Source organism: Gilliamella sp. Gris3-2 (assembly GCF_001690345.1).
GTDB lineage: Bacteria > Pseudomonadota > Gammaproteobacteria > Enterobacterales > Orbaceae > Gilliamella > Gilliamella bombi.
Genome location: NZ_LZHB01000002.1, coordinates 95,661 through 112,728, shown reverse-complemented (window position 1 = coordinate 112,728; position 17,068 = coordinate 95,661). Strand labels below are relative to the sequence as shown.

Sequence of the window (17,068 nt, the reverse complement as noted above, 5' to 3'; positions counted from 1 at the left end):
TAATTATAAGTTGGTTAGATCAAAAAAGTGTTCACGGTAATAAACAAGTTCAGCAATTGAGTCACGAATATCATCAAGAGCTTGATGAGAACTCTGTTTGCTAATCCCTTTTAGTATTTCAGGTTTCCAACGTTTAGCTAATTCTTTAATTGTGCTGACATCTAAATAGCGATAATGAAAATAACTTTCTAAATTAGGCATATAGTTAAATAAAAAACGACGATCTTGCCCAATAGTATTACCACAAATTGGAGAGCTGTTTTCTGGTACCCATTGTTTTAAAAATTCGATGGTTTGTTGTTCGGCCTGTTGTTCACTAATAGTACTTTTGCGAACACGCTCAATAAGTCCTGATTTGCCATGGGTGTTTTGATTCCACTCATCCATTAATGCTAATTGCTCATCAGATTGATGAACTGCAATCACAGGTCCTTCAGCAAGAATATTTAAGTTAGAATCGGTAACAATGGTTGCGATCTCAATAATGCGATCAGTTATTGGATTGAGTCCAGTCATTTCAAGATCTATCCAAATAAGATTGTTACTATTAATTTGAGATTGTTTGTTCATAATTTGCTATAGAGATTTTCTTTTTGATACTGAGTAGTGTAGCATAACTGACAATCTGTTTTAGTAAAAAATGAGTACTATGGCAAAAAATAAACTATCCAATAATCAAAAAAGACGTGTAGCGGCAAAACATCAGCAACGATTAGCAATAAAGCAAGATGAGAGTCTGGCAAATTTTTCGTCACCTCGTGACGGTGTAGTAATAAGTCGTTTTGGTAAGTCTGCAGATGTTGAAGATAGTGTAGGTCTTATTTATCGTTGTAGTATTCGTCGCACGTTACCGTCGATAGTCACTGGTGATAAAGTAGTATGGCGCGAAAGTTTAGAGCCAAATACCAATGGTATTATTGAAGCGGTTCACCCGAGACATTCTGAACTTGTCCGGCCTGATTTTTATGATGGCGTTAAACCCGTTGCCGCAAATGTTGATCAAATCGTGATTATTTCGGCTGTCTTGCCAGAATTATCACTAAATATTATCGATCGCTATTTAGTTGCTTGTGAATGCACTGATATAAAACCTATTATTGTTTTAAACAAAATTGATTTACTTAATGATGATCAACGCACTGAAGTTGAAAAAAAATTGACGATTTATACTCATATCGGTTATCAAGTTTTGTATGTCTCATGTCAAAATCAACAAGGCATTGCTGTATTACAAGAAATTTTGCAAGGTAAGATTTCCATTTTAGTTGGGCAGTCTGGTGTAGGAAAATCAAGTATTATTAATTTACTGTTACCTCATCAATCACAATCAGTTATAACTGGAGGTATTTCAGAAATATCTGGACTTGGTCAACATACAACCACTTCCTCTCGGCTTTACCACTTACCAAATGGTGGAGATATTATTGACTCACCAGGGATCCGCGAATTCGGTTTATGGCACTTAGAGCCTGAACAAGTGATTAGTGGTTTTAAAGAATTTGATAATTATTTAGGCGGTTGCCACTTTCGCGATTGTAATCACTTTGATACGCCAGGTTGTTTACTACAAAAAGCAGTACAAGACGGTAAAATTGCACCATCAAGGCTTGATAACTATCATCGGATTTTACAGACAATGCAAGAAGTTAAGGCAAAAACTAACAAAATCTATAAATAATCAGCTTAATTCATGTATAACAAAAATTAAATAAGTTGTATTTGTGTTCGAGTCATTACTGTAATTACTTGCTGCTCACAATTAGTGATAACCTCTTGAAAGTCATTGCTAGATAGTGAGCAACGAATGTGTTATTTAACATCTATTTTTTTAATGCAAAACCAATAGCTACATATGCCCAACCTTGGAAAATAAGGTCGATACCTAAAAACATACCTAATACCCAAAGACTGTCATATGGCCAACCTGCAATAATCATAAATCCTAAAATTAATGTAATAATCCCTGAGGTTAAAACCCATCCCCAGCGAGGTAAATTGCGGTTATTCATAGCCGCAAATATTTGTGTAAAGCCGCTCATAATTAGCAAGAATGAAATCACCAATGTTAAGGCTGATGAAACCGCAACAGGTTGGAAAAATGACATTAGACCAATAAAAATGTATAAAATCCCCATTACTGCCCATAATGCTGACTGACCAAAATCTTTAATGCGAAATGAATGTAGCGCTTGGGCAATACCTGCAATTAAAATTAATGAACCAATAAAATAAACAGAAAAGACGGTTGCCATGAACTGATAACCTAAAGCTAAGCCCCCCAATATAATTAAAATAACACCAACTAAAATAAACCAACTTGATTTTTCTTTAAGATTGTAGACATTGTTTTCGTTAGATATCATGTTATTTACCTATTTTTATAAGTTAATTTTGGATTTCAAATTAAAATCACTTTTTAACACTTATAGTTTGTCAATGGTGATTTAGTAAATGAAAAGAAACGTAGTGAAGGTACAATTTATTGCACAGTAATTAGTTTCTGTTCAAACCGTTACTGTGCATATAAATTAGTTAATATAATAAATCTAATTTTAGAATTAATCTTTATCTTTCAGTGCTTCTTCTAGCGTTGAATAGAATATTAGTTTGTTAGGAATTGGAACAATTTTTGCGCGAGCTAATGTTTTTAATGGTTGAAACTGTAACTCACAAATTGATAGATCAACTTGTTCAGGTAGTTCATCAATAAAATGAATTAAAGCATTGAGCCCACCAGCATCAAGAATAGGTACCGCATCCCATTGTAGCACTATGTGTTCATATCCATTAATCTTTTGATAAATTTCTAAAAATGTACGTTCAGCGGCAGCAAAAAATAGTGGCCCGTTAATACGTAGCACTAATGTTTTATCGTTACTGCGATTAAGTTCAACTAAGCGAGTCATGCGGGCGATACGGCGCATAAATAGGATTGAGGCAAGTATAATCCCAAGTGTAATTGCAATCACCATATCAAATAGTACTGTTAACGACATGCAAATAAGCATAATCAAAATATCATCTTTAGGAGCACATTTGATAATATAAATGACGCGTTGAACTGCACTCATATTCCATGCCACGATAAGTAATAATGCCGCCATAGCAGAAAGTGGGATAAATGATAATGCTGGTGCGAAGCAAATAAGAGCAAGTAAAACAACTAAAGAATGCAAAACGGCTGCAATAGGCGAGGTTGCACCTGCTTTGACATTTGCCGCTGAACGCGCAATAGCCGCTGTTGCTGAAATGCCACCAAAAAATGGTGCAATAATATTACCTAAGCCTTGGCCAATGAGTTCACTATTTGAGTGGTGTTTAGTGTGTGTCATTTCATCTAATACCACAGCACAGAGTAATGATTCAATTGCGCATAACATTGCCATGGTCAGTGAAATTGGCAGTAAGGCAGTAAATGTTGACCAATCCCAAGTAAAATCAGCGTGCTGCCAAGGTAAAATAAACTCTGGTAGAACAGCGGGTATACCATGACCTATCGTATTATCAGCTAGTGTATAGATAAATCGTGAACCAATCGTTTCAATTTGATAGCCAAATTGATTAAAAATAAACATGACAGCAATACCAGCAATTAGAGCAGGTAGGTGTCCTGATATTTTAAGTCTAAGTTTTGGCCATACTATTAACACAATTAGTGTTACTACACCGACTAAAGTGTCAGCAATATTAATGGTTGGTAGTGTTTTAGCTAGTTCCGTAACTTTACCAATATAACTTTCTGGCATGTGCTCAAGTGTTAAACCAAAAAAATCTTTAATTTGCATGGTTGCTATAGTTATGGCAATGCCCGATGTGAAACCTAATACAACGGGTAAAGGAATATATTCGATTAATCTACCTAATCGAATTAATCCCATTAATACAAGAAATATACCCGATAGCAATGTTGCAATTAGTAGTCCAGATAATCCATATTGTAATGATACAGGGTATAAAATAACTACAAATGCTGCTGTAGGTCCAGAAACACTAAACCTTGAACCACCCGTTAATGCAATGATAAAACCACCTATAATTGCTGTGTATAGACCATGCTGTGGTGGTACACCACTAGCAATAGCTAGTGCCATTGCTAGTGGTATAGCAATAATCCCAACAGTTATTCCAGCTATTAAATCTTTAATAAAACGAGTTGTGTTGTAAGGGGTACTTATACATGCAGATATAAATGCACAGCTAATTTTTGTACCTGAAAGGCCATATAATTTCATTGTGTTTAATTAATTAAAAGGAAGTTGTATCGAGTGTCTAATAAGATAATCTTTTTTACGAAAAATGAAAGAGTGTTATGAAAATAATCATCTTTTTTGTGAAATAGTTTTATAGATATTGTTTTATTAACACTATCATTTTATAAGTACTGCTTATTTTGATTTTTATGCTAATCTACACTATAGATAGTGATGTTGAGGCCATTTTTAATGGTATATTAACGTTGTTTATTTCAAGGGGAAAAGCGAATGGTTATGGTTCGTTTTCGTAAGTGGTTTATTGTTTTTTTATGTGCGTTTTCTTCTGTAAGTCTTGCTCAACAAACTATGTGTGTGGGTTCTAAAACAGCCTATCAATATGATGCTGAACAAAAGATTACACCAGCGCCGACAGGGTATATGGCTTTTTACATTGATCATGTTGGACGACATGGCTCACGTTATATCAGTAAACCAAAATCTGAAGATATTGCTTATCAAATTTTGTTAATGGCTGAAAAGCAAAATCAATTGACTAGCTTAGGAAAAGATTTATTTAGGCAGATAATTCGTATTGCTGAGTTAAATAAAAATCATTACGGCGAGCTTACTGATTTTGGTCGTAAAGATATTGCTTTTATTAGTCAGCGTATGCAGAAGAATAATCCAACTGTTTTTAAAGGAAATAAAATTGATGTTGTTTCATCTCGAACCCCTAGAGCCAAAGAAACCGCAGAAATATTCATTAGTTCTTTCAAATCTAAATATCCTGATATCCATGTTACACAGCAGCCCGAAGATCAACAAACGTTATTGCGCTTTTTTGATTATTCATCAGTTTATAATGAATATAAACACAGTAAAGTAGTGAAAGATTCGGTGAAATTGATAGAGAATGCGCCTAAAACACAGCAAATAAGCGAACAGGTAGTAAAAAAGATTTTTGCTGATGATTTTATCCGAAAGCTAGATAAGGGCATTGAGGTTGTCGATAAATCATCAGTAAAAACACGGGATTTTGTGATTTCGGTTTATCAATTGTATCAAGAGCTACAAGCATTTTCGCCGCAAGTATTAAAGGATAATTATTTTGACCTTGATCCGTATTTTTCGGTTGATGAAAATACTTGGCTTAATACCGTAGTTACGGCTAAAAACTATCTGGAAATTGGTCCTGCTTTTGATGCCAATGGTATCCAAATAAAAATTGCCGCTCCATTGTTGTGGGATATGTTAAACACTGCCGATATTGCAATAGCGAATAATAATATTGATGCCAATTTGCGTTTTGCCCATGCTGAAACCATTTCACCTTTAGCCACTTTACTTGAAATTGAAGGTACATCCTCTATTGCTGAGTCTATTTTTGATTATTATGCTGTTTGGCAAGCGGATAAAATTATTCCTATGGGAGCTAATATTCAATGGATTTTTTATAAAAGCGAGAAAGAAAATCAGCCTGTATTAGTTAAAGTATTATTAAACGAGCGTGAAGTGCATTTACCTATAAAATCAGTGCAATATCCTTATTATCGTTGGAGTGATATAAAGCAATTTTATACAGATAAGCTTAATAAATTAGGTTTAAGTTATATCCCGTCACTAGCAACAGCAAATTAAGTGGTAATGGAGTTAATTGCTATAGATAAAAAGCAATATTTCTATCAGAAATATTGCTTTTTGATGATTAACCTAAAAGCAAAGCATCATCGGTAACTTTTTCACCACGTGTTTTTTCAAACATATCTAATAAATCCGTTACAGTTAATTTAGCTCGTTGTTCTCCAGATACATCAAGCACAACTTGTCCTTGATGAAGCATTACCGTTCGGGTGCCATATTCTAATGCTTGTTTCATAGAGTGAGTCACCATCATTGTTGTTAATTGTTTTTTTGAAACAATTTCATTGGTTAGCTCTAAAACAAACTGTGCAGTTTTAGGATCAAGCGCTGCGGTATGTTCATCAAGCAATAATATTTTAGATGGTTGTAAAGTTGACATTAACAAACTAATAGCTTGTCTTTGACCTCCCGAGAGTAATCCCATCATATCCGATAATCGATTTTCAAGACCTAAATTTAAAGTAGCAAGTTTTTCTTTAAATATTGATCTGATATTTCGATTAAGAGCTGAAGATAAGGTAAAACGATATCCTCGGTTATAAGCTATAGCGAGATTTTCTTCAATAGTTAAGTTTTCACATGTGCCAACCATGGGGTCTTGAAATACACGAGCAACCATACTAGCTCGTTTCCATGCTGGCCAGCGAGTGACATTTTTACCATTAATAGCAATTTTTCCTGAATCAGGAAGTAAATCGCCACTAATCACATTCAATAAAGAACTTTTACCTGCTCCGTTACTACCAATTATGGTAACAAATTCACCTTCACTAATATTCAGGTTTAGTCCTCGTAATACATGATTTTCAATTGGTGTACCCTGATTAAAAGTTAATTGTAATTGTTCAACTTTAATCATGCTTACTTACCTCTTATTTTTGCGTGTTTTTTTAATTGCTTAGGCACAACAAGAGCCAGCACAACGAGTATCGCCGTAATTAGATTTAAATCTTCTGTTCCAACCCCGATTTCTTGTAAAAACTCATTACTAAGTGCAAATGCAATAAATAAACGATATAAAATAGAACCAACAATAACTGCTAGCATCACAGCCCAAATTCGTTTAGCGGGGAATAAGCTTTCACCAATAATAATTGATGCAAGACCGATTACAATTGTACCAACACCAATGGTGATATCAGCTCCACCTTGTGTTTGTACAAATAATGAACCTCCGAGAGCAATTAAACCATTTGATATAGCCATACCAAGAATTGTGACTCTTCCAGTCGGAATGCCTTGCGATTTTGCCATTCGTTGGTTGGTGCCAGTTGCTCTTAAGGCCAATCCCATTTGGGTATTTAAAAACGCATTGAGTAAAGCCCAAAACACAATGACAAATCCTAAAGCCATAAGAGGTTGTACAATATATTGGTTGCTGTAATCTTCAGCAATAAATGGTGAAAATATAGTTTTGGCATCAAGTAAAGAAAGATTAGGGGATCCTGCCATTCTTGATGTTTCATCCATAATATACGGACCAACACCTAATATTCTTAAATTGATAGAATAGAGTCCTATCATTACAATAATACTTGATAATAATTGAAGAATATTGAGTTTAACATACAGTATTCCTGTCATTGCTCCAGCAAGACAGCCAGCAAACATACCTAATAACGTTGCAATCCAAGGATCGATACCGATATAAATGCATAATCCACATATCGCTCCACCAAGTGGAAAACTTGCATCAGCAGTAAGATCTGGGAAATCAAGTAAACGAAACGAGATAAATACGCCCAAACTCACCAACGCATAAATAAGCCCAATTCCAATTGAGCCTAATAAAAATTCAGAAGACATGAAAAAAATCCATAAAAGTTAACCGCCAAAGTTGGCGGCTTAGTTATAAAAAAAGTAAAAATTATTTTTCAACAATTTTGGTAGCTGATTTTAATACATTTTCAGATAATATAACACCTTGGCGTTCAGCCGCTTTTTTATTAATTGTTAATTGAGTAACATTACCCACTTGTGGTGGAATATCACCAGGATTTTCGCCGTTAAGTATACGGATAACAATTTTACCAGCTTGACGACCAAGATCATAATAACTCATGCCTAAAGCGGCAATAGCACCACGTTCTGCCGATTCAGGGTTGGATGCAATAAGAGGAATTTTACTTTCATTAGCCACTTTTGCTAAAGCTTCATAAGCAGAAACCACATTATTATCGGTAGTAGTATAAATCATATCAACCTTACCTTTTAAACTTCTAGCCGCAGTAGATATATCAGAAGTGCGTTGCGCAGGAGCGGCAATAATTTTCATACCTCGTTTTTCTAGCTCATTTTGTAATTGTTTTAGTATGATTGTTGAGTTAACTTCGCTAGGGCTATAAACATAACCAATGTTTTTAGCATCAGGTTTTATTTTTAGCATCATATCGATTTGAGAATCTAGTGATAAGGCGTCAGATACGCCTGTTACATTTGTTTTTGATGCATCCCAACTTGGGGTTAATTTAGCTGCTACGGGATCGGTAACGGCAGTGAAAACAATAGGAATAAGTTTTGTTGTAGCAACTAATGCTTGCGAACTTGGCGTGGCAATTCCTACAATAACATCTGGTTTATTTGCTACAAATTGTTTAGCAATTTGGGCTGCATTTGCACTACTACCTTGTGCGCTTAAAAATTGTAGCTTTAAATTTTTTCCAGCAATATAACCGCTATCTTTTAACTCATCCTCAACACCTTTACGCACATTATCTAATGCGGGGTGTTCAACTATTGCTGTAATGGCAACAAATTTTTGTTCGGTTTTAGCCTCAGCGAAAGAATAAAATGTTGCTAACGATAAACTAAGTAACATACAAAGTTTAATGATAGAATTACGCATAGAGCACTCCTGTAATGTTTTTTTTACAATCAAGCTAAATATTAAGTTACTATAAAGCAAAAAAAGATAATTTTCTAGTATAAAAACAGCTATGAGTGTAAATTTTTTATTACACATTATCAGTGATTTGATGTTAACTTGGTAAACTGGATTAATTGATGTTAATCCAGTTATTGGATTACTGTAGGTTACATTTTTTTGCTCACCTAACTACTAAGTGAGCAAAATTTTTAATTAATTTTAGTGAAGTAGGGCTTAATTATTTTCCTATGACTTTGTCAGCAGATTGAATTACCTCTGGAGGCAAAGCAACCCCTTGTTTTTTAGCTGCATCAGTATTAACAACAAGGCGTAATGCTTGCCCTATTTCTGGAGTTATACTTCCTGGTTTTTCACCTTTTAATATGCGCACAACAAGCTTACCTGATTGGCGTCCTACATCATAGTAGCTCATTCCGTATGCAGCAACGGCTCCTCGTTCAATCGCATCAGGGAACGATGCTAAAAGAGGAATTTTATTTTCATTTGCAAATTTGACTAATGACTCATAGGCTGAAACAACATTATTATCGGTTGTCGTGTAAATTAAGTCTACTCTACCTTTTAATGTATTGGCAGCAGTTGAAATATCAGCAGTTCGTTGAGCTGGTACCGCAATAAAATTAATATTTTGTTGAGATAAAAGAGTTTGTAGATTTTTTAATACCACGGTTGAATTAATTTCACTTGGACTATAAATATATCCTACTGATTTAACATTAGGTACAATTTTTTTCATAAATTCGATTTGTGGACCAATTTCTTGATAATCTGATACACCAGTAATGTTTGTGCCAGCAGGTTGCCAATCTTTAATTAATTTAGCGGCGATAGGATCGGTAATTCCAGCAAATACAATAGGAATTTGTTTGGTTGCTGCAGCTGTTGCCTGTGCACTTGGTGTCGCAATTGCCACAATAACATCAGGTTTTGCTGCTACAAATTGCCTTGCAATTTGAGCGGCAGTAGCGCTACTTCCTTGTGCACTTTTGTATTGGACAGTTAAATTCTTGTTTAACGTATAACCGCTGTCTGCCAATTCATCTTTAACACCATCACGGATTTGATCTAATGAAGGATGCTCAACAATTGCCGTAATGGCCACATTTTTAATTGTATCTGCAAAACTTAAAAAAGGTGTAAGCAATAATATTGTTACCAATAAAATAAAACGTTTCATGAATTAAACTCTCAAACTAGTACAATAGTTTAATTCTAGCTTTATTAATCAAAAATGTGAAGTTGTATTTTATTTAATTGATGATCATGTTACAAAATAATCGTTATTGTAAAATAGTTAAATAATTAATGAGCTTTGAATGAATTATTTCATATTCGATATAATGCCTATAAAACTATATTATCAGTATCTTTGTTTTTTTATTGAGCAAATATAAAAGGATTTACCCCACTTTTAGCAAACCCTTCTTCTTCGGTTTTGATATCTAATATCAGCGAAGCAATATCATCCGCGATGACTTCAATATGAGGATCTTTATCTTGATCAAATATTTTTAAATAGCTATGGCAAGCATCACAACACTCGGTTTTAATTGCAGCGAGTTCTTTTTCTAAAGAGAGGTATTGTATGTCTTTCATATTATCGCAGCAGGTACATTTAATTCTAGGTACATACCATTCACTTTCACATAAACTGCAATGTAAATAGCGTAAACCGTTGTTACCGCCTAATTGAATAATACTAGCAGTAGGCATACTATTACAAACTGGACATAACCAAAGTTTATCTGTATTTTCTGCGATAGCTTTACTTTTAATTTGACTAGCCAGTTGGCAATAATAAACAGATAATGATGACCAAATAAATATTGCTTCATTACCATCAACTTTATCAAATTCTCCTTTAAGCAAATGTAATGCTTTATTTTGTAATTCTAAAGCGCTATTTTTTTTAAGCTGTTCAATGACTATAGCGATTTGCTGCGTGGTATCAGAAAATGAGTCGAGTAATGAAGTAAAGTAATCTTGCCAAGTATCTTTAAGAGGTAAATTATCTAAACTAAGTGGAGGATATTCGCTATTTAATAAACACGATACATCAATATCTATAGGCTTATGTTTAACTAAATTGGCTTGTTGTTCAGCTATAATTGCACAAAAATTCAAATAATCACTAATTGGATTATTGTTTGCAAGAGTTTTTAAACGTTCTGCTCGATGAGCATAAAGTGTTTTAGGTGATGGATAAAATAGTAACGGGATTTGTCTAATAACTGAGTTTGTAGCTTGTTGTTCAAGTTGTTCTTGGGGGATAATTTTTATACTCATTATAAATGCTCATTGATTGTGATTTTATTCATCACTGCTTTTTATTTTTTTACTATTAAAATGACACCGCTGATAGTAACTATCAGCGGAAAATACCATTATAGATGCAGGAAAATTACTATGCTGGTTTATGTTTAATATCTGTAGATTCTTCTTCAGATTTGGCCTTTAACCTTAGTTCATTTTGATAGATCTTTTCCATTTCTTCTTCATACCAAGTTGAATGATTTTTTTGTGCCCAAGCACGCGAAACATAGCCTGTTATCATCCCTTTAATGGAACCTTTAACCCAAATAGCCATATAAGCATGACCAATTGCAAGCAGGATTAAGCCAATTGCAGCAAGAGAATGAAAAAATATCGCAATACGGACAACTGGAACAGAAAAATTATCCGCAAAATAACGGCGCCACATGATGAGGCCTGTAACAAATAAAACTAAAATTAACCCCATAATGCACCAAAATAAAAACTTTTGTCCTACATTATATTTGCCTATTGGAATGCCTCTTTCTTTGCCCAAAATGACATGTTTAAAGTTTTTAATCCATAAAAGATCATTTTTATTTGGAATATTATGGTGAGCAAGTTTTATAAACATAAACATGAGTAAAACAAAAACAATGCACCCTAAAAATGGATGCAATGCTCTTACTAATTGCGGCGTACCAAGAAATAATCCAAACAGTTTTATAGATGGAAAAAATAAAGATAAGCCAGATAGCGCAGTCAGAATAAACAGACAGACCATACACCAGTGACAGAAGCGAACAATAAGTGGTGTTCTTAATATCATGCTTTTCTTATCCATGATGATTCTCCTGTTGTGATAAATTAGAGTCAATTTTCTGTTCTAAAACAGGCAAGCCTAAACGCTTTCGAGCTTGTTTATCTGCTTCTTTTTCTTCTTCAATGTCATCTTCATCAACTTCAATTGCACCAACGCCCATGTAATGGAACAGCAAACCACTAAAAGTTGCCACAAATGCAGCTGCAGATAACGGTTTCCAAATACCCTTCCAAAATCTGACAATTTCACTAATTTTAGGGTTTTTTGGTAAGCCGTGATACAATTCTGGCTGATCTGCATGATGAAGAACATACATAACATGTGTTCCCCCAACTCCTTGTGGGTCATAAAGACCAGCATGTTCAAAACCACGTTTTTTCAAATCTACAATTCTGTGTTCAGCATGGCGAATCATATCTTGTTTAGTACCAAAGTGTATAGCGCCAGTAGGACAAGTTTTAACGCAGGCGGGTTCTTGACCAACAGCAACGCGATCGACACATAATGTACATTTATAGGAGTGATTATCTTCTTTACTAATTCGTGGAATATTGAACGGACAACCTGCTACACAGTAGCCACAACCAATACAGTGTTCCGATTGAAAATCAACAATACCATTAGCATATTGAATGATAGCACCTTCTGATGGGCATGCTTTCAAACAACCAGGATCAGAACAGTGCATACAGCCATCTTTACGAATTAACCATTCAAATTTTCCATTTATCTCGACTTCTGAATACCGCATTACAGTCCATGCTTTTGGCTCTAAATCAGCAGGATTATCATAAACACCAACAGTATTGCCAACTTCTGCTCGAAGGTCATTCCATTCACTACAAGCAACCTGACATGCTTTACAACCTATACAGGTGGTCACATCAATAAGTTTTGCAACTTCTTGTTGATAGTCCCTAGCTCGTGGCGCTGGAGTTAAAGCATTAGTTGCTGAGCGGCGTATAATATCTTGAGTTTGTAATGACATAATTTATCCTCCCATCTTATGCCGCTGTAGTAACTTTTTCGATATTGACTAAGAATGATTTATATTCTGGTGTTTGTGAATTTGCATCACCTAAATGTGGCGTCAATTCATTAACCAAAAAACCTTTCTTTGTCTGACCTGTGAATCCCCATACTATTGGGATTCCAATGGTTTCGATCTCTTTACCATCAACTGTTAAAGTTGGAAGACGTTTAGTCACAACTGCTTTAGCTTTAATATAACCTCGATGTGAAGTGATTTTAACCGTATCACCTAATTTGATTCCTTTTTTGAGGGCAAGATTTTCACTTAACTCAACAAATTGCTCAGGTTGAGTAATTGAAGCTATCCTTGCATGTTGCGTCCAAAAATGGAAATGTTCAGTGATACTATAAGTGGTACCAACATAAGGAAATTCGCTAGCATTCCCTAAGCGAGCCAAATCTTCTTTAAATGCGCGAGCTACAGGGCTGCTGACTTGATTTGGATGCAATGGATTATTACTAATAGGTGTTTCAAACGGTTCATAGTGCTCTGGGAATGGCCCATCGACTAACCGATTTAAACAAAATAACCCACCTAAACCATCATTATTCATGATAAAAGCACCAGCCCCACTACTTGGTGGTAATGTTGCTGTAAAATCAGGTACATCATTGCCTACCCAACTTGAGCCATTCCATTTTACTAAAACTCGTTTAGGATCCCATGGTTTACCATTTTCATCCGTTGAAGCACGGTTATAAAGTACTCGTCGATTCATCGGCCACGACCACGCCCAACCAGCATGAACGCCTTTACCAGATGGATCACTTGGATCACGTCTTGCCATTTGGTTACCTTGTTCTGTCCAACAACCACAGAATATCCAAATACCCGATGAGGTTGTACCATCTGCTTTTAATTGTGAAAAACCACTTAGTAATTGACCTTTTTTAAGAATAACATTGCCATTTTCGTCGGTTATATCAGCAAGTGCTCGTCCATTATAATCTTTGGCTAATTCCTCAGCCGCTGGGCCTTCTGGCTCCTTATAATCCCAAACTAAGTTTTCAATTGGCTCGTAATAAGCACCACCTTCTTCAGCATACAGCTCTTTTATTCTCAAAAAGATACGCGCAATAATTTCAGGATCATATAAAGCTTCATAAGGCGGTCTTGCTGCTGCCCAGTGCCATTGTAGCCAGCGAGATGAGTTAACTATTGTACCGTTTTCTTCTGCAAAACAGTTTGATGGCAATCTAAATACTTCGGTTTGAATTTTGCTAGAATCTACATCATTAGATTCGCCATGGTTTTTCCAAAACTCAGCTGTTTCTGTTGGCATAGGATCAATGCTAACCAAGAATTTTAAGTTAGATAAACCTTCGCGAATACTATTTTTATCGGGAAGTGCAGCAAGTGGGTTAAAGCCCTGACAAATAAAGCCATTGGCTTGACCATCACGCATCATTTTGCTAAATCTTAAAATATCATAGGTTTTATCCCATTTAGGTAACCAATCAAATCCCCAATCGTTATCTTTAGTCGATTTATCACCGTACATTGATTTCATAAAGCTGACAAAGAATTTTGGATAATTCACCCAAAAATTCACTTCGCTTGGACCAAGTGGTTTTGGTGTTTTTTCATCTAGGTACTGAGTAAGTGAAACTTGAGAATCTTTTGGTAAATCAAGATAAGCAGGCAGACGATTTGATAATAAACCAACATCAGTTAAGCCTTGAATATTTGAATGTCCACGTAGTGCGTTAATACCTCCGCCCATTACGCCAATATTGCCTAAAATAAGCTGAATCATGGCAGCAGTACGGATAATTTGTGATCCATAAGTATGCTGAGTCCAACCTAATGCATATAAAAATGTGGCTGCTCTATCGTTAGTTTTAGTGCTAGCAAGTGAGCGACAAACATGCAAAAAACCTTCAATAGGGCTTCCCGTTATTTTATTTACCATTTCGGGTGTATAACGTTTGACATGCTGTTTTAATAGATTCCATACACAACGAGGATGACTTAGTGTTTTATCCCGAAGAGCATAACCGTTGTCATCCTTTTGATATGCCCAACTTGTCTGATCATACTGTTTGGTATCAGCTTCATAACCACTAAATAGCCCTGTAACTTCATCAAAATTAAAATCATCACAAACAATTAGGCTTGCATTACTATGAGTAACTAAGTAGTCAAAATTAACTTCGTTATTGGTAATAAGATAATTGATAATACCAAGTAGAAAAGCAATATCAGAACCTGAGCGAATAGGTACATACAAATCAGCCACTGAGGCTGTTCGATGAAAACGAGGGTCAATGGCAATCAGTTCAGCACCATTATTAATTTTTGCTTCTATAGCCCATTTAAAACCAACCGGATGAGCTTCAGCTGCATTTCCCCCCATTACGATAACAACATTAGCATTCTTGATATCATTCCAGTTGTTAGTCATGGCGCCGCGACCAAAAGTAGCCGCTAAGCTAGATACAGAAGGACCATGACAAACTCTAGCTTGGGTTTCAAGGCTTAACATACCTAAAGCGCGTGCAACTTTGAACGCTAACCAACCTGTTTCATTACTAGCTGCTGAGGTAACAAGCCAGCCTGTTGTTGTCCAGCGATTGACTGTTGTGCCTTCCGCATTTTTTTCAACAAAATTTTTATCTCGATCAGCTTTCATTAAACGAGCAATACGATCAATGGCTTCATCCCAACTTATTTGTTGCCATTTATCTGAACCAGGGGCACGGTATTCAGGATATTTAACTCGTTGTTCGCTTTTTATATAATCCAGAACACCTGCACCTTTAGGACAAAGAGAACCACGACTAACAGGATGATCGGGATCTCCTTCTACATGGAAAATAGACGATTCGGCATTTTTAGCCCCATCGCCACGGCTATATAGCAACATACCACAGCCAACAGAGCAGTAAGTACAATTATTTCGAGTTTCTTTTGATTTCAATAATTTATATTGGCGAGTTTGAGCAAGCGCTACATTTGGAGAAAAACCAAGCGTAGCTACCGTTGTTCCAGCCATACCACCAGCACAGATCTTAAAGAACTGCCTACGGTTAAATAGCATATGGACTCCTTAAAAAGCTGACATTACGTTTTAATTTATTATATTGGAAGCGATTAACATCCTTACTAGCTGTAATGATAATCTTTAATCAAATGGAAATAAAGGGATAAACAGATATGAATTTATAAACTTTGACATATGTCAAAAAATAAAATAATGACAGCTTACTTTATGTTTAATATGGTGAAAAATTATATTAATATAAAAAAGTTTCAGGTAACACTACGTTTAAGTATAAAAATTTATAAGGCAGTTAGACAACTGACCATAAAGCGTCTAACAAATTAGTGAAAGTTATTTTTTCTTAATGATATAATTGCCATATCTCTTACCAATTGAGAAGAAATTAATTTTTTTATGTATATTCATTACCACCGTTTCTCAAATTACTGCAAATAATACGATTAATTTCTACAATATGGTTATTAACCATTGTTTGATATGGCTAAAAACATAAAGGAGGGTTATCATTAATACAAAAGTTCAGCAGCTCTTGTCTCTTTATTGTTTTTAGGCGCAAAAACCAAACCTTCAAGGATATTTATTTGGATAACATAACCAGAATCACATTAGCAAAACTACTTAGTTCTTTTTTTTATTATCCACCAAATAATAAAGTTACTACACCATTAATACAGGCATTATTGCATATTGATGATTTAGTCAAATGGTTAAACCCTTATATTATTTCTGAACAGTGCAATATATTAGCAAATCACATTGATGACTCAGAACTTAATTATCAGTTTTCGTTACTATTTGAAGGTCAAGGAACAATGCCTGCACCACCATGGGGATCATTTTACCTTGATAAAGAACATTTATTACTAGGCGAATCACAAGAATGCTACCGCCAATTTCTGCAGCAACATGGTTTGACGCTCAATACAGGAATGAACGAACCCGAAGATCAATTTGGATTAATGCTAATGGCGTATGCCATGTTGCTTGAAAATAATAACTATACAGCAGCAAAACAGTTAATCAATGAACATTTATTGATCTGGTCTTCAACCTATTTAAAAAGACTAAAGCAAAATGAGATAAGTCCATTTTATCGGGCATTAGCTATGATTGCTGATCAATATTTGCAGATGCTTTAATTGTATTTTCTATTTTTTGAAAAAATAGTTATTTCAGGTAAATGATTATTTTACTTAATGCTGAATTGTAACTTGTCATACTGTAACATTGCAGC

Annotated in this window: 14 protein-coding genes; 3 read left to right on the top strand and 11 right to left on the bottom strand. The window is 35.0% G+C overall.

Going from position 1 to position 17,068, the window contains the following annotated elements:
• Positions 1-3: 3 nt before the first annotated feature.
• Positions 4-570, bottom strand: coding sequence for an oligoribonuclease (orn, locus tag A9G32_RS00830; protein ID WP_034911832.1), 567 nt, complete (start codon positions 568-570; stop codon positions 4-6).
• Positions 571-649: 79 nt separating this feature from the next.
• On the opposite strand from orn, the gene rsgA reads away from it, so the two are divergent.
• Positions 650-1,678 (top strand): small ribosomal subunit biogenesis GTPase RsgA, encoded by a 1,029-nt coding sequence (rsgA, locus tag A9G32_RS00825; protein WP_065590245.1) that lies wholly within the window; start codon positions 650-652, stop codon positions 1,676-1,678.
• A gap of 142 nt (positions 1,679-1,820) precedes the next feature.
• On the opposite strand, the gene A9G32_RS00820 is transcribed toward rsgA, so the two are convergent.
• Both A9G32_RS00820 and dauA read right to left on the bottom strand, forming a co-directional pair.
• Positions 1,821-2,363: an HdeD family acid-resistance protein gene (locus tag A9G32_RS00820; RefSeq protein ID WP_065590246.1), complete on the bottom strand. Its 543-nt coding sequence runs from the start codon at positions 2,361-2,363 to the stop codon at positions 1,821-1,823.
• 195 nt (positions 2,364-2,558) lie between these two features.
• A complete protein-coding gene (gene dauA, locus A9G32_RS00815) occupies positions 2,559-4,232 on the bottom strand; it encodes a C4-dicarboxylic acid transporter DauA (protein WP_065590247.1) in 1,674 nt (557 codons plus the stop codon).
• Between the two features lie 255 nt (positions 4,233-4,487).
• Here dauA and A9G32_RS00810 point away from each other — a divergent pair, with 255 nt between their 5' ends.
• Positions 4,488-5,831, top strand: coding sequence for a histidine-type phosphatase (locus A9G32_RS00810; protein ID WP_176701295.1), 1,344 nt, complete (start codon positions 4,488-4,490; stop codon positions 5,829-5,831).
• A gap of 67 nt (positions 5,832-5,898) precedes the next feature.
• Here A9G32_RS00810 and A9G32_RS00805 read toward each other — a convergent pair whose 3' ends face one another.
• The 8 genes from A9G32_RS00805 to fdnG form a co-directional block, all read right to left on the bottom strand.
• On the bottom strand, positions 5,899-6,693 hold the full coding sequence (locus A9G32_RS00805; protein ID WP_034911817.1) for an ABC transporter ATP-binding protein: 795 nt from the start codon (positions 6,691-6,693) through the stop codon (positions 5,899-5,901).
• A gap of 2 nt (positions 6,694-6,695) precedes the next feature.
• Entirely contained in the window at positions 6,696-7,640 is a 945-nt protein-coding gene (locus A9G32_RS00800) for an ABC transporter permease (protein ID WP_065560857.1), read from the bottom strand.
• A 61-nt stretch (positions 7,641-7,701) separates the two neighbouring features.
• On the bottom strand, positions 7,702-8,679 hold the full coding sequence (locus A9G32_RS00795; protein WP_141672738.1) for an ABC transporter substrate-binding protein: 978 nt from the start codon (positions 8,677-8,679) through the stop codon (positions 7,702-7,704).
• A 259-nt stretch (positions 8,680-8,938) separates the two neighbouring features.
• A complete protein-coding gene (locus tag A9G32_RS00790; RefSeq protein ID WP_065590249.1) occupies positions 8,939-9,898 on the bottom strand; it encodes an ABC transporter substrate-binding protein in 960 nt (319 codons plus the stop codon).
• A 200-nt stretch (positions 9,899-10,098) separates the two neighbouring features.
• Entirely contained in the window at positions 10,099-11,007 is a 909-nt protein-coding gene (fdhE, locus tag A9G32_RS00785) for a formate dehydrogenase accessory protein FdhE (RefSeq protein WP_065590250.1), read from the bottom strand.
• 118 nt (positions 11,008-11,125) lie between these two features.
• On the bottom strand, positions 11,126-11,818 hold the full coding sequence (locus A9G32_RS00780) for a formate dehydrogenase subunit gamma (protein ID WP_065590251.1): 693 nt from the start codon (positions 11,816-11,818) through the stop codon (positions 11,126-11,128).
• On the bottom strand, positions 11,811-12,785 hold the full coding sequence (fdxH, locus tag A9G32_RS00775; RefSeq protein ID WP_065590252.1) for a formate dehydrogenase subunit beta: 975 nt from the start codon (positions 12,783-12,785) through the stop codon (positions 11,811-11,813). The genes A9G32_RS00780 and fdxH overlap by 8 nt, the downstream gene beginning before the upstream one ends.
• A 16-nt stretch (positions 12,786-12,801) precedes the next feature.
• Positions 12,802-15,870, bottom strand: a complete 3,069-nt coding sequence (fdnG, locus tag A9G32_RS00770; protein WP_081296694.1) for a formate dehydrogenase-N subunit alpha — start codon at positions 15,868-15,870, stop codon at positions 12,802-12,804.
• A 545-nt stretch (positions 15,871-16,415) separates the two neighbouring features.
• On the opposite strand from fdnG, the gene A9G32_RS00765 reads away from it, so the two are divergent.
• Entirely contained in the window at positions 16,416-16,973 is a 558-nt protein-coding gene (locus A9G32_RS00765) for a TorD/DmsD family molecular chaperone (RefSeq protein WP_176701294.1), read from the top strand.
• Positions 16,974-17,068: the final 95 nt, after the last annotated feature.